Consider the following 11,372-nt stretch of genomic DNA (forward strand, 5'->3'; position numbering starts at 1 on the left):
GCAAGAATTCAGGCAGAATTGCGCAATTTAAAATCACCGAAAAGCATTCCGAACGAGGTTTCTACTGAATGGCGAAATCAGATGTCATTGAAATGGAAGGCGTTATTATCGACACCCTTCCCAACACCATGTTCCGCGTTGAGCTGTCCAACGGCCACGTTGTGACTGCCCACATCTCAGGAAAAATGCGCAAGAACTACATCCGCATCCTGACCGGAGACAAGGTCAAGGTTGAGCTGACTCCCTATGACCTGAGCAAGGGCCGCATCGTATACCGCGCCCGTTAATCTGCTCGAGTGACATCTGAAAAGCCCCGCAAGTGCGGGGCTTTTTTGTTGCTTCAGAGGGCTTCTGCCGGCTCGTTCTCGTACTCGAACACCAGCTCGTCGCCTTTCAGGTGGATGAACACATCCCCACCCTTCTCTGCCAGGCTTCCGAACAGGATCTGCTCGGCCAGTGGCCGCTTGATCTTGTCCTGGATCAGACGCGCCATCGGGCGTGCGCCCATGGTCACATCGTAACCCTTCTCGGCCAGCCACACCTTGGCAGCTTCATCCACATGCAACACCACGTGTTTCTCGTCCAGTTGCGCCTGCAACTCGGTGAGGAACTTGTCCACCACATGGGTAATGGTGGCCTTCTGCAGGTCAGCAAACTGGATAATGCCATCCAGGCGGTTACGGAACTCCGGCGTGAAGGTCTTGCTGATCACTTCCATGCCGTCAGTACTATGGTCCTGCTCGCTGAAGCCGATGGAACGGCGAGCCATGCTCTCGGCGCCGGCGTTGGTGGTCATCACCAGGATCACGTGGCGGAAATCCGCCTTGCGGCCGTTGTTATCGGTCAGGGTACCGTGGTCCATCACCTGCAGCAGCAGGTTGAACACCTCGGGGTGCGCCTTCTCGATTTCATCCAGCAGCAACACACAGTGCGGATGCTTGTTGACCGCCTCGGTCAGCAGGCCGCCCTGGTCGTAACCGACATAGCCCGGAGGCGCACCGATCAACCGCGATACGGTATGGCGCTCCATGTATTCGGACATATCGAAGCGAACCAGTTCGATGCCCAGAACCTTGGCCAGCTGCTTGGTCACTTCCGTCTTACCAACACCGGTCGGCCCGGCAAACAGGAAGGCACCTTCCGGCTTTTCCGGTGCTTTCAGGCCGGCGCGGGCCAGCTTGATGGCCGTAGCCAGGGATTCGATGGCCGGATCCTGCCCGAACACCACCATTTTCAGGTCCCGCTCCAGGTTACGCAGCAGGTCTTTGTCGCTGGTGGAAACGTTCTTCGGCGGAATGCGCGCAATATTCGCCACCACGTCTTCGATATCCGAAACTTCGATGGTTTTCTTGCGCTTGTCTTCCGGTTGCAGCCGCTGCCGGGCACCGGCTTCGTCGATCACGTCAATGGCCTTGTCCGGCAGGTGGCGGTCGGTGATGTACCGGTCCGCCAGCTCTGCAGCCACGCGCAGGGCCTGGTCGGTGTAGGTCAGGTCGTGGTGTTTCTCGAAATTCGGCTTCAGGCCTTTGAGAATCTGGTAGGTATCTTCAACACTCGGCTCGTTCACATCGATTTTCTGGAAGCGACGGGCCAGGGCGCTGTCTTTCTCGAAGATTCCCCGGAATTCCTGGAACGTTGTCGAACCGATGCAGCGAAGTTCGCCGGAACTGAGCATCGGCTTGAGCAGGTTCGAGGCATCCATCACACCGCCGGATGCCGAACCGGCACCGATGATGGTGTGGATCTCGTCGATAAACAGGATGGCATGATCCTGTTTTTTCAGGTCGCTTAGCAGGCCCTTCAGGCGCTTTTCGAAATCACCGCGGTACTTGGTACCGGCCAGCAACGCGCCCATATCGAGGGAATACACCACCGCATCGGAGATGATATCCGGCACCTGGCCGTCAACAATGCGCTTGGCCAGGCCCTCGGCGATGGCGGTTTTACCGACACCGGCCTCGCCCACCAGCAAGGGGTTGTTCTTGCGGCGGCGCACCAGGATTTGCACCACCCGCTCCACTTCGTGCTCGCGGCCGATCAACGGGTCGATCCGGCCCTGCCGTGCCTGTTCATTCAGGTTGGTTGCGTAGCTGTCCAGCGGGCTGGACTGGCTGCCTTCTTCTCCGGCTTCTTCGTGGGCGGAATGATCCAAACCGTCCTGGTCTTCTGCACCCTGTACCCGGGAAATTCCGTGGGAGACAAAGTTGACCACATCGATCCGGGCAATGTTCTGCTTCTTCAGCACGTACACCGCCTGGCTTTCCTGCTCACTGAAAATCGCCACCAGTACGTTGGCGCCGGTGACTTCTTTCTTGCCGGAAGACTGCACATGGAATACCGCCCGCTGCAGCACACGCTGGAAGCCCAGTGTCGGCTGGGTTTCGCGTTCGCTGTCGGTGCTCGGTATCAGAGGTGTGGTTGAATCCACGAATTCGACCAGCTCTTCCTCGAGCCGCTGGAGGTCTGCACCACAGGCTTTGAGAACGCCCACCGCCGATTCGTTGTCGAGAAGGGCCAACAACAAATGCTCCACGGTCATAAACTCATGACGCTTGTCCCGGGCATTTTTGAAGGCCGTATTCAGCGTAATTTCAAGATCTTTGCTCAGCATGGGCCACCCCGCCGTCTATCAGTCAGCACGTTCAATCTCACAAAGGAGCGGATGCTCACATTCCGAAGAATACTGATTCACCTGTGCCGCCTTTGTTTCTGCGATGTCACGGGTATATACCCCACATACGGCTTTTCCCTGCGTATGGACGAGCAGCATCACCTGCGTCGCCTTTTCCTCATTCATTCCGAAGAACTTCATCAATACTTCCACCACGAAGTCCATGGGTGTGTAATCGTCGTTCAGGAGCACCACCCTGAATCGGGCCGGGCGCTTCAGGGCAGGCTTTTCAGGCGCAACACTGACCCCCTCATGGCGCCCTGGCTGTTCGTCCTCCCCCTGATTGAATACTAGTAGAGAATTCTTAATTGTCCGCATGGTTCTGTTTACCGGTTATTCGGTTTCCTGACTAAATGTGGTTGCCCGACTGCGGCTTTTCAAGCCGGAAGCGGAGCAAGCGTGCGTTATTTATCAATACGGACATGATACAGCTTCCAGACCTGCTTCAACCACTCATTCACCCCGTCAGAACTCTTGACTCAGACGCCGGATTGGCAGAGAGTTAACCTGCATTGTAAAACAATGTAAATAAACACAAGACTTATGTAACCAGAAGCAACACACGCACAACGCTCAATCCAATAATAAGACAGACAGGGAACAAGGGAGTTCATCATGCCAAAAGGCAAAGTCAAATGGTTCAACAACGCCAAGGGATACGGCTTTATTATCGAAGACGGCTGCAGTGACGATCTGTTCGCCCATTTTTCTTCGGTACAGATGGAGGGTTATAAAACCCTGAAGGCGGGCCAGTCGGTCACCTTCGACAAAAAGCCGGTCGAAAAAGGCGTTCACGCCATCAACATCGTACCCGATGAAGCGCCAGCAAAGCGGGAACCGGGCCAGGAGTCCAGGCAAGGCGGCGAGTCCCCGGATAGCGGGCTGTCAGGCCACTCGGGGTATCCTCCGAGAGCTGTTAACGGCTGAGACAGTCGCGGCGATTATTTCCCCGATTCCTGCCGGGTAGCCGGCAGGCCGTGTTTTTTTGTGCTTTTTCCGGAATTCCGAATCCTTTAGGCTTGCCACTCCTCCGTATTACCAACAGGAACCGTGCATGGCCGAGCTGATTCTGTTCAACAAACCTTTCCAGGTGCTGAGCCAGTTCACCGATGACCGCGCCGGACAACCCCGCGCAACCCTTGCCCAATGGATTAAAAAGCCCGGTTTCTACCCCGCCGGCCGGCTGGACTATGACTCCGAAGGCCTGTTGCTGCTGACCAACCACGGCGCGCTGCAGCACCGGATTGCCTCCCCCACCAACAAAATGCCGAAAACCTACTGGGTCCAGATTGAAGGGGAGATCTCCGACGATGCAATCGCACAACTGTGCAGCGGTGTCGAACTGAAAGACGGCCTGACCCGCCCCGCCAGCGCCAGGCGGATGGCAGAACCGGATGTCTGGGCCCGGGTACCTCCGGTGCGTTACCGTGAATCCATCCCCACCAGCTGGCTGGAACTCACCATTACCGAAGGCCGTAACCGGCAGGTGCGGCGCATGACAGCCGCCGTGGGCTACCCTACCCTGAGACTGATCCGCTACCGGATAGGGGACTGGACACTGGACGGCCTGAAACCCGGCCATTTCCGCCTTGAAACCATTCACTTGCCAGACACTCCGCCGGCCGGCAAACAAAACCCGCGCAGGGCCAGGCCCGGGCGCCGCACTACCAACAGGAGGCCAAGCCGAAAATGACCTGGAAACCCCATGCCACCGTGGCCGTTGTGGCCGAAGACGAACAGGGCCGCTTTCTGCTGGTTGAAGAGGAAAGCCACGGCAAGGTCGTTTTCAACCAGCCTGCCGGGCATATCGAGGAAGGCGAAGCCATTCTGGATGCAGTCCGGCGCGAAGCACTGGAAGAAACCGGCTGGCAGGTTGAGCCGGAGTCCTTCCTTGGCGTTTACACCTACAAGGCCCCGGCCAACGGCGTTACCTACTACCGCTTCTGTTACGCCGCCAAAGCCGTCAGGCAAATCACCACCGAGCTGGATACCGGCATTATCGCCCCGCACTGGCTTAACCTGGACGAAATCCGCAACCTGGGCACCCGGCTACGCAGCCCGCTGGTACTGCAGTGCATCGAGGATTACCGAAACGGCCGGCGATTCCCCCTTGAAGTGGTGGTCGACGGACAGACGTAACCGCCACAAGATGGTAAAATCGCCCCTTTTCAGCGGTAACCCGGAAAACCAATGACCCAGACTGCAGAACCCAAGACTCCCCAGAACACCCGCGTGATCGTCGGCATGTCCGGCGGCGTGGACTCCTCCGTAGCTGCCTGGTTGCTGAAAGACCAGGGCTACCAGGTGGAAGGCCTGTTCATGAAGAACTGGGATGAAGACGACGGCACCGAGTACTGCACTGCCATGACAGACCTGGCCGATGCCCAGGCGGTGGCCGACGCCATCGGTATCAAGCTGCACACCGCCAGCTTTGCCGCCGAATACTGGGACCGGGTGTTCGAGCACTTCCTGTCCGAATACAGCGCAGGGCGCACCCCGAACCCGGACATCCTGTGCAACAAGGAAGTAAAATTCCGCGCTTTCCTGGATTATGCCGTCACCCTGGGCGCCGACTACATTGCCACCGGCCACTACACCCGCCAGCGCCCCCTCAACGATGGCAGTGGCAAAGCGCAACTGCTGAAGGGACTGGATCCGAACAAAGACCAGAGCTACTTCCTGCACGCCGTCTCCGGCGACCGCATCGCCCGCACCCTGTTCCCGGTGGGCGAACTGGAAAAGCCGGAAGTTCGCCGCATTGCCGAAGCCCAGGGTTTTGTAACCCACGACAAGAAAGATTCCACCGGTATCTGCTTCATCGGCGAGCGCAAGTTCACCGACTTCCTGAAGCAATACCTGCCGGCCCAGCCCGGCAACATTGAAACGCCGGACGGCAAGGTGATCGGCAAGCACCAGGGACTGATGTACCACACCATTGGCCAGCGCCAGGGTCTGGGCATTGGCGGCCTGGCGGAGTTTGGCGATGAACCCTGGTACGTGGCAGAAAAAGACCTGTCCCGCAACGTGCTGATCGCCGTTCAGGGCAAGAACCACCCGCTGCTGTTTTCCCGGGGCCTGGTCTCCGGCGCCATCGACTGGGTCGCAGGCGAACCGCCGGCGCAGCAGTTCCGGTGCAAGGCCAAAACCCGTTACCGCCAGCCGGACCAGGACTGCGAAGTCACAGTTATCGACGGTGGCGTGCAGGTGGTCTTTGACGAGGCCCAGCGGGCGGTGACTCCCGGACAATCCGTGGTGTTCTATCAGGAGGAAGTCTGTCTCGGCGGCGGCGTGATTGAAGAAACCTGGCGCGATGGCGAACCCCTGCCCGCCCGCCTGGCTGCGGAAGCCGACGCATGAGCCGTTCCCTGCACGACCAGACCCTAGCCCTGGCGGGTATCTTTCAGGCAGCCGCGCTGGTGCGGGAAATTGCCCATACCGGCTACTGCAACGAAGCGGCCATGGAAACCTGCATCCGCTCGCTGTTTGCCACAGATCCTGAGACCACGCTGGATGTTTACGGTGGCGAGTTGTCCGACATACGCGATGGCCTGCAGGTGCTGTCGACCGTATTCGCCCAGCAAGCCCGTCCGCAGGATGCAGAGGTCCTGCGCTATGTGCTGAACCTGATTCACCTGGAATCCAAGCTCAAGCGCAAGGGCGATGTGATGGATGTACTCGGCAACCGCATTGAGCAGGCCCGCCACACCGCCAGCCATTTCGGTTACACCCACAGCAACCTGCTGAGCAACCTGGCATCCGTATACAGCGACACCATCAGTACCCTGGGCCCGCGCATCCAGGTCAGCGGTAACCCCAACATGCTGCAGCGGGAAGACAACCAGCACAAAGTCCGTGCCCTGCTGCTGGCCGGCATCCGTTCGGCTGTACTCTGGCGCCAGAGTGGCGGCCACCGCTGGCAACTGATCTTCAAGCGCAAGAAAGTGATCCTGCACGCCAGGGAGCTGCTGCGCTGATTCGCAGCGTCCTCTGGTGTATCATTAACGCCTTCATATTTTCCCGATCCGATTTTTCTTTGATGAACTGAGAGGTTTTCGATGGAACTCACCGCCCTGACCGCTATTTCCCCGGTCGATGGCCGCTACGGCAGTAAAGTCAGCGTATTTCGCAGCATCTTCAGTGAATACGGCCTGATCCGTAACCGGGTAACCGTCGAAATCCGCTGGCTGCAACAATTGGCCGCACACCCGGCCATTACCGAAGTGCCGGCGTTCTCTGCCGAAGCCAATGCCTTCCTGGACAAGCTGGTCAGCGAATTCAGCCTGGCCGATGCCGAGCGCATCAAGGAAATCGAACGCACCACCAACCACGATGTGAAAGCGGTCGAATACCTGATCAAAGAAAAGATCGCCGATGTGCCCGAGCTGCACGCAGTGACCGAATTCGTGCACTTCGCCTGCACCTCCGAAGACATCAACAACCTGTCCCACGCCCTGATGCTGCGCGAAGGACTGGACCATGGCCTGCTGCCAGGCATGGAAAAGGTGGTCGACAAGCTGGCTGCACTGGCCAAGGAACACGCCGAACAGCCGATGCTGTCCCGCACCCATGGCCAGACCGCCTCTCCCACGACCGTGGGCAAGGAACTGGCCAACGTGGTTTACCGCCTGCGCCGTCAGTTGCTGCAGATTCGTGAAGTGGAAATCATGGGCAAGATCAACGGTGCCGTGGGCAACTACAACGCCCACCTGTCTGCCTATCCGGATGTAGACTGGGCCGCCAACGCCGAAGAGTTCGTCGAGAGCCTCGGCCTGGACTGGAACCCGTACACCACCCAGATCGAGCCCCACGACTACATTGCCGAGCTGTATGATGCCATTGCCCGCTTCAACACCATCCTGATCGACCTCGACCGGGACATCTGGGGCTACATCTCACTGGGTTACTTCAAGCAGAAGACGGTGGCCGGCGAAATCGGCTCCTCTACCATGCCCCACAAGGTGAACCCCATCGACTTCGAAAACTCCGAAGGCAACCTGGGCATCGCCAACGCCATCTTCGGCCACCTGTCTGCCAAGCTGCCGATTTCCCGCTGGCAGCGTGACCTGACCGACTCTACCGTACTGCGCAACCTGGGCGTTGGTTTCGCACACAGCCTGATTGCCTACGAAGCCTCCCTGAAAGGCCTGGGCAAGCTGGAAATCAACCCGGCGCGCCTGAACGAAGACCTGAACAACGCCTGGGAAGTACTGGCCGAGCCGATCCAGACCGTGATGCGCCGCTACAACATCGAAAAGCCCTACGAAAAACTCAAGGACTTGACCCGCGGCAAAACCATGAGCGCGGAAGTCATCAAGAATTTCGTGGAGACCCTGGAAATTCCGGAAGAAGCCAAGGCCGAACTGCGCAACCTGACTCCGGACACTTACATCGGTAATGCCGTCGAACAGGCCGGCAACATTTAAACGGGAGCAACACCATGGACATGCTTGGCGGATTGACAGCTTCTGAATTTCTGCGGGATTACTGGCAGAAAAAGCCCCTGGTGATCCGTCAGGCATTTCCCGGTTTCCAGTGCCCGGTCAGCCCGGACGAACTGGCCGGCCTGGCTTGTGAAGAAGCGGTGGAATCCCGCATCGTCATCGAGAACGATGCCGGCAAACCCTGGCAACTGCACAACGGCCCGTTCAACCCGGATCGCTTCAGCGACCTGCCGGAACAGGACTGGACCCTGCTGGTTCAGGGCCTGGACCACTGGGTACCGGAAATTGCCGACTTGCTCGACAACTTCCGTTTCGTCCCCAACTGGCGCCTGGATGACATCATGGCCAGCTACGCCCCGAAAGGTGGCAGCGTTGGCCCTCACTACGACATGTACGACGTCTTCCTGCTGCAGGCCCAGGGCCATCGCCGCTGGACCTTTGGCGGCCACTGCGACCATGCATCGCCACGGGTAGAAGGCACGCCCCTGCGTATCCTGAGCAGCTGGGATGGCGAAGAAACCGTCACACTGGCACCGGGCGATATGTTGTACCTGCCCCCGGGTATCGGCCACCACGGTGTGGCGGAAGACGACTGCATCACCCTGTCGGTTGGTTTTCGTGCGCCCACCATCGACGACATCCTGACCAGCTTTACCGATTTCCTGAGCCAGAAAGAAAAGGCCGCCGAACACCTGGACGACCCGGACCTGCAGGTTCAGGACAACCCGGGCACCATCGGTGCGGAGGTTATCGACCGGCTGGATACGGTAATCCGCGAACAGCTGGGCGACCGCCGCAACCTGGCCCTGTGGTTCGGCCAGTTCACCACCGCTCCCAAGAGCATGGACATCGTGGTGCCGGCAGAGGAACCCGCTGAAGCAGAAGACCTGGCGGAAGCCATCCGCGCCGGCGAGCAGCTGCGCTGGAACGAAGGCTCCCGCTTTGCCTACCATGAACTGGCTGGTGAAACCGCCCTGTTTGTGGATGGTGAGCAATACCTGCTGAAAGGCGATGCCCAGCCACTGGCGCCCTTGCTGTGTGCCGGAGCCCGCATTGATATGTCGGCCCTGGCCGAATTTGCCGGTGACGAGGCCCTGCTGGGCCTGTTGACCAACCTGTATAACCAGGGTTCATTGTACTTCGAGTAAGCCATGACTCCGAGATTTCGCAAATACAGCTGGCAACTGGCCCCTGCCTCCATCCGCGACATCCGCCAGCGGGTGTTTATCGATGAGCAGAAGGTGCCGCCGGAGCTTGAGTGGGACGACACTGACGAGATTGCCGATCATTACCTGGCAGTCGATCAGGCCAATACCCCCATGGCCACGGCCCGGCTGTTTTCCACCATGGAAGAAACCGGTTTTATCGGGCGAATGGCTGTGCTTCCGGAATACCGTGGCCAAGGTGTGGGCGAGGCGCTGCTGCGGCACCTGATTGCGGAATCAGCCGGGCGCTTCCAGGAACTTCGGCTATCAGCCCAGAACCACGCCACCGGCTTCTACGGGCGCTTCGGCTTCCACATCTGCTCCGAGCCCTACGATGACGCCGGCATCCCGCACCTGGATATGCGTTGCCTGGCACCCTCGCTGGCCCACCAGGCACTTGCTGACCGCACCCAACCGCTGATTCTCGGGGCCGACACCGAGAGCTGGCTGTTCCACGACGAAGCCACCATGCTCGGCCTGATGGATTCGCTGGTGGGCCAGGCCGGCCAGCGCCTGTGGCTGTATGACAACCTGCTGGAGCACGACCTGTATGACCGTTACCGGCTGCGGGAACTGATTTCTGCGGTAGCCCGCCGACACCGCCTGAGCGAAGTCCGCCTGCTGATCCACGACGACAAACCCCTGGTGAAACGCCGGCACCAGCTGGTTGAGCTGATGCGTCGCCTGAGCAGCCGCATGGAGCTAAGGCTGGTAAACGCCGACTACCCGATGGAAGACCAGCCGTTCATGCTGGTTGACCGTGAAGGGGTTCTGTACCGCCACCACTTCAACAAACCCGACGGCTTTGCAGGCTTCGCTGCATCAGGCCGGGTCAAACTGATGGAAGAATCCTTCCAGCGCATGTGGGACGCCGCCCGCCCATCCATGGAACTGCGGGAACTACCGCTCTGAGTGTTGCCCGTAGATTGCCTGGGGCGATTCGAAACGGGCACCGAACGGCGCAAATTCCTCATCCACCTCTTCAGCCACTTCAATAATCAGCCGGCGCAACCACTGATGGTCACTGTTGTGCTGCAGCAAGGGGCTCCAGGCCATTTTCAGTTCGAACGGCGGGATTTCGAACGGCGGCACCTTCACCACCAGATTCGGATTATCTTTCTGCAGCCAGGCCGCCCGTGACGGCAGCGTTGCAATCAGGTCGTGCTGCTCGGCCAGCAACATGGCCACCTGGTAATGGCGGGTAAACACGGAAATCTGGCGTTTGCGCCCCATCCGCCCCAGGGCTTCGTCTACCCACCCCAAACGCTGGACATCTTTCGGGTTTACCCCGACACCCACACCAAAACCGGTTTTGCTGACCCAGATATGGCTGGCTTCCAGATAGGTGTCCAGGGTGAACGGCTGCTTGAGGATCGGATTGTGGGAATTCATCAGGCAGGCGAAGTATTCGGTCCAGAGGGTTTTCTGGTGAAACGACTGGGGAATCTTGTCGAAGCGGTTGATGGCCATGTCGAGCCGGCCCTGCTCCACGTCCAGGAAGCTGACATCACTGGGGGTCAGGACATCCAGGGTCACATGGGGCGCTTCCTGGCGAATCCGCCGCAATACCCGCGGCATCAGGCAGGATTCTGCGTAGTCACTGGCCATGATCCGGAACACCCGCTGGCTGTCGTGGGCCGCAAACGGCGTCTTTTCCTGCACCGCCTGTTCGATGTTCGACAAGATCCCCCGCACCAGGGGCTGCAGCTCCCGGGCCCGTTCAGTCGCGGTCATGCCTTCGCTGGTACGAACCAGCAAGGGATCGCCGAACAAGTCCCGCAAGCGGCGCAGGCCGTTACTCATGGCCGGCTGGGTAATGCCCAGATGGTTGGCGGCCTTGGTTACATTGCGCTCCCGCAGCAACACATCCAGGTATACGAGCAGGTTGAGGTCTACGCGGGAAATATCCATGGGCAACTCCATCAGGGGTTCTCGGCCCGACAACCGGCCGACTATTCACCGCTTCAATATACAGGAATCACATGATTCATTAAATGAATGGCCAATGCGGTTACGCAGGTTAACGGACTGACCCGGAGAATTCTGCTACGCTCT

12 protein-coding genes are annotated in these 11,372 nt (G+C 59.0%); 9 read left to right on the plus strand and 3 right to left on the minus strand.

Annotation, left to right across the window (positions count from 1 at the left end):
• Positions 1 to 68 precede the first annotated feature (68 nt).
• Positions 69 to 287 (plus strand): translation initiation factor IF-1, encoded by a 219-nt coding sequence (gene infA, locus AC13DJ_RS09090; RefSeq protein WP_014421226.1) that lies wholly within the window; start codon positions 69 to 71, stop codon positions 285 to 287.
• 53 nt (positions 288 to 340) lie between these two features.
• Here the strand turns inward: infA and clpA are convergent, their stop codons facing one another.
• Both clpA and clpS read right to left on the minus strand, forming a co-directional pair.
• Positions 341 to 2,611 (minus strand): ATP-dependent Clp protease ATP-binding subunit ClpA, encoded by a 2,271-nt coding sequence (gene clpA, locus AC13DJ_RS09095; protein ID WP_199455984.1) that lies wholly within the window; start codon positions 2,609 to 2,611, stop codon positions 341 to 343.
• 18 nt (positions 2,612 to 2,629) lie between these two features.
• Positions 2,630 to 2,989 (minus strand): ATP-dependent Clp protease adapter ClpS, encoded by a 360-nt coding sequence (gene clpS, locus AC13DJ_RS09100; protein WP_022987989.1) that lies wholly within the window; start codon positions 2,987 to 2,989, stop codon positions 2,630 to 2,632.
• Positions 2,990 to 3,286: 297 nt separating this feature from the next.
• Between clpS and AC13DJ_RS09105 the strand changes: the two genes are divergently transcribed.
• The 8 genes from AC13DJ_RS09105 (at position 3,287) to AC13DJ_RS09140 (ending at position 10,229) form a co-directional block, all read left to right on the plus strand.
• Positions 3,287 to 3,598: a cold shock domain-containing protein gene (locus AC13DJ_RS09105; RefSeq protein WP_058340033.1), complete on the plus strand. Its 312-nt coding sequence runs from the start codon at positions 3,287 to 3,289 to the stop codon at positions 3,596 to 3,598.
• 127 nt (positions 3,599 to 3,725) lie between these two features.
• Complete coding sequence (locus AC13DJ_RS09110) at positions 3,726 to 4,364, plus strand: pseudouridine synthase (protein ID WP_022987991.1); 639 nt, start codon at positions 3,726 to 3,728, stop codon at positions 4,362 to 4,364.
• A complete protein-coding gene (locus tag AC13DJ_RS09115; RefSeq protein ID WP_474543571.1) occupies positions 4,361 to 4,810 on the plus strand; it encodes an NUDIX hydrolase in 450 nt (149 codons plus the stop codon). The genes AC13DJ_RS09110 and AC13DJ_RS09115 overlap by 4 nt, the downstream gene beginning before the upstream one ends.
• 51 nt (positions 4,811 to 4,861) lie before the next feature.
• Positions 4,862 to 6,028, plus strand: a complete 1,167-nt coding sequence (gene mnmA, locus AC13DJ_RS09120) for a tRNA 2-thiouridine(34) synthase MnmA (RefSeq protein ID WP_474539385.1) — start codon at positions 4,862 to 4,864, stop codon at positions 6,026 to 6,028.
• The gene (gene hflD, locus AC13DJ_RS09125; RefSeq protein WP_022987994.1) at positions 6,025 to 6,645 is read left to right on the plus strand and encodes a high frequency lysogenization protein HflD; all 621 of its coding nucleotides are present in this window, start codon (positions 6,025 to 6,027) and stop codon (positions 6,643 to 6,645) included. Before mnmA ends, hflD begins: the two co-directional genes overlap by 4 nt.
• A gap of 81 nt (positions 6,646 to 6,726) precedes the next feature.
• The gene (gene purB, locus AC13DJ_RS09130; RefSeq protein ID WP_474539383.1) at positions 6,727 to 8,094 is read left to right on the plus strand and encodes an adenylosuccinate lyase; all 1,368 of its coding nucleotides are present in this window, start codon (positions 6,727 to 6,729) and stop codon (positions 8,092 to 8,094) included.
• Positions 8,095 to 8,108: 14 nt separating this feature from the next.
• Positions 8,109 to 9,260, plus strand: a complete 1,152-nt coding sequence (locus tag AC13DJ_RS09135) for a ribosomal protein uL16 3-hydroxylase (RefSeq protein WP_058340038.1) — start codon at positions 8,109 to 8,111, stop codon at positions 9,258 to 9,260.
• A 3-nt stretch (positions 9,261 to 9,263) separates the two neighbouring features.
• On the plus strand, positions 9,264 to 10,229 hold the full coding sequence (locus tag AC13DJ_RS09140; protein WP_482933409.1) for a GNAT family N-acetyltransferase: 966 nt from the start codon (positions 9,264 to 9,266) through the stop codon (positions 10,227 to 10,229).
• Here AC13DJ_RS09140 and AC13DJ_RS09145 read toward each other — a convergent pair.
• Entirely contained in the window at positions 10,218 to 11,228 is a 1,011-nt protein-coding gene (locus AC13DJ_RS09145; RefSeq protein ID WP_058340040.1) for a LysR family transcriptional regulator, read from the minus strand. The two genes, AC13DJ_RS09140 and AC13DJ_RS09145, sit on opposite strands and share 12 nt — an antisense overlap.
• Positions 11,229 to 11,372: the final 144 nt, after the last annotated feature.

This window comes from Marinobacter sp. L-46, from assembly GCF_056859535.1.

Coding starts and splice junctions, on each gene's coding strand:
- infA (WP_014421226.1), top strand. CDS start 69: ATGGCGAAATCAGATGTCATTGAAATGGAAGGCGTTATTATCGACACC.
- clpA (WP_199455984.1), bottom strand. CDS start 2,611: ATGCTGAGCAAAGATCTTGAAATTACGCTGAATACGGCCTTCAAAAAT.
- clpS (WP_022987989.1), bottom strand. CDS start 2,989: ATGCGGACAATTAAGAATTCTCTACTAGTATTCAATCAGGGGGAGGAC.
- AC13DJ_RS09105 (WP_058340033.1), top strand. CDS start 3,287: ATGCCAAAAGGCAAAGTCAAATGGTTCAACAACGCCAAGGGATACGGC.
- AC13DJ_RS09110 (WP_022987991.1), top strand. CDS start 3,726: ATGGCCGAGCTGATTCTGTTCAACAAACCTTTCCAGGTGCTGAGCCAG.
- AC13DJ_RS09115 (WP_474543571.1), top strand. CDS start 4,361: ATGACCTGGAAACCCCATGCCACCGTGGCCGTTGTGGCCGAAGACGAA.
- mnmA (WP_474539385.1), top strand. CDS start 4,862: ATGACCCAGACTGCAGAACCCAAGACTCCCCAGAACACCCGCGTGATC.
- hflD (WP_022987994.1), top strand. CDS start 6,025: ATGAGCCGTTCCCTGCACGACCAGACCCTAGCCCTGGCGGGTATCTTT.
- purB (WP_474539383.1), top strand. CDS start 6,727: ATGGAACTCACCGCCCTGACCGCTATTTCCCCGGTCGATGGCCGCTAC.
- AC13DJ_RS09135 (WP_058340038.1), top strand. CDS start 8,109: ATGGACATGCTTGGCGGATTGACAGCTTCTGAATTTCTGCGGGATTAC.
- AC13DJ_RS09140 (WP_482933409.1), top strand. CDS start 9,264: ATGACTCCGAGATTTCGCAAATACAGCTGGCAACTGGCCCCTGCCTCC.
- AC13DJ_RS09145 (WP_058340040.1), bottom strand. CDS start 11,228: ATGGATATTTCCCGCGTAGACCTCAACCTGCTCGTATACCTGGATGTG.